The following is a 1,712-nucleotide window of genomic DNA, read 5'->3' on the forward strand; positions in this document are numbered from 1 at the left end:
GACGACGGGCTGCAGCAGCGCACCGGCGCGGTGTACGCCGGGCTGGCCGCCGCGGGCTGGGGCGGGCGCTGGCAGGTGGTCGACGCGGACGTCGATGTGGCCCGTCTGGCGGCGACGCTGACCGCTCCGCAGGCCGGAAATTGACGGTTTTGGCCGTCTAGCCAAATTGACCTTGTGGTCGCCCGTTCCGGGGTGAAAATGGTGTGGTGGTCGCCTTGCGACGCCGTCGCTCTATGGTCCTTGCAGGCCGTCGTCTAGCCGGGTGCTGGGATCGCGTTGTGGGCCCTTCATTGTTGCCGCTTGTTCGAGCACGAGGATTAGATTCTGTTGTTGGCCTTGCGATTCCACGGGCGACCACACCCTTAGATATAGATCGGTGTGGAGACGGGAGGTCAGTGGCGGTGTTGCAGGAGTCCCATGATGACGAACAGATCATCGCCAGGGTCGCGGCCCTGGATATCGGCAAGGCCGAACTGGTGTGCTGTGTGCGTGTTCCTGCGCCCGACAGCGCGCGCAAACGGTTGCAGGAGGTGTCGACGCAGTCGACGATGACCGGCTCGCTGATCGAGTTGGCCAACCGACTGGTCGAGTTACGGGTCGAGCGGGTGGTGATGGAAGCCACCTCGGATTACTGGAAACCGGTGTTCTACCTGCTGGAGGCCCACGGGCTGGATCCGTGGCTGGTCAACGCCCGCGATGTCAAACATCTCCCGGGCCGACCCAAGACCGATGTGCTGGATGCGGTGTGGTTGTGCAAGGTGGCCGAACGCCAGATGCTGCGGCCCAGCTTTGTGCCACCCCCACCGATCCGGCGGTTGCGGGATCTGACCCGCTACCGCATCGACCTGGTCGGGGTGCGCACCGCGGAGAAGAACCGGGTCGAAAAGCTGCTCGAGGACGCCTGCATCAAGCTCTCGGTGGTGGCCTCCGATATTTTCGGGGTGTCCGGGCGCGCGATGATGGCGGCGTTGATCTCCGGCGAACGCGACCCCAAGGTACTCGCGCAGATGGCGCGGTCTCGGATGCGGACCAAGATCGGCCGGCTCGAGGACGCGTTCAACGGCCACTTCGACGCCCATCACGGGTTCCTGCTGGCGCGGATGTTGGACCGCATCGACGGTATCGACGCCGACATCGCCGCCCTCGACGAACAAATCGAGGCCTATCTGGCCCCTTTCGCCGCGGCGGCGACACGCCTGGATGAAATCCCCGGCATCGGGCCCATCGCCGCCGCGATCATCCTCGCCGAAATCGGCACCGACATGTCGCGCTTCCCCACCGCCGGGCACCTGTGTTCATGGGCGAAGTTCTCACCGGGGATCAACTCCTCGGCAGGCAAAACCAAGGGCAACGGCTCGACCGGGCACGGTAATCGCTACCTGGCGCGGGTCCTGGGCGAGGCCGCCGTGGTGGCCGGGCGCACCGACACCTTCCTGGGCGAACGCTACCGGCGCATCGCCCGCCGACGAGGCAAGAAACGCGCCATCGTCGCCGTCGGCCGCTCCATCCTCGTCATCGTCTGGCACCTCCTGGCCGACCAGGACACCCACTTCACCGATCTCGGCGCCGATCACTTCACCAAACACACAAACCCAGAGGTCAAAAAACGCAACCACATCCGCCAACTCGAAGCACTCGGCTACACCGTCACCCTCACCCCCGCAGCCTGACCACACCCGTATCGAGTCAGCTCACCGCCATTTTCGGATTAG

1 protein-coding gene and 1 pseudogene are annotated in these 1,712 nt (G+C 65.1%); both read left to right on the forward strand.

The window, feature by feature from the left end:
- Window positions 1–144: pseudogene (locus AC2VOG_RS17330) on the forward strand (dTMP kinase); the annotation flags it as partial.
- 257 nt (window positions 145–401) lie between these two features.
- On the forward strand, window positions 402–1,670 hold the full coding sequence (locus AC2VOG_RS17335) for an IS110 family RNA-guided transposase (RefSeq protein WP_461480087.1): 1,269 nt from the start codon (window positions 402–404) through the stop codon (window positions 1,668–1,670).
- The last annotated feature ends 42 nt before the right edge of the window (window positions 1,671–1,712 follow it).

This window comes from Mycobacterium sp. TH-M11, from assembly GCF_057473725.1.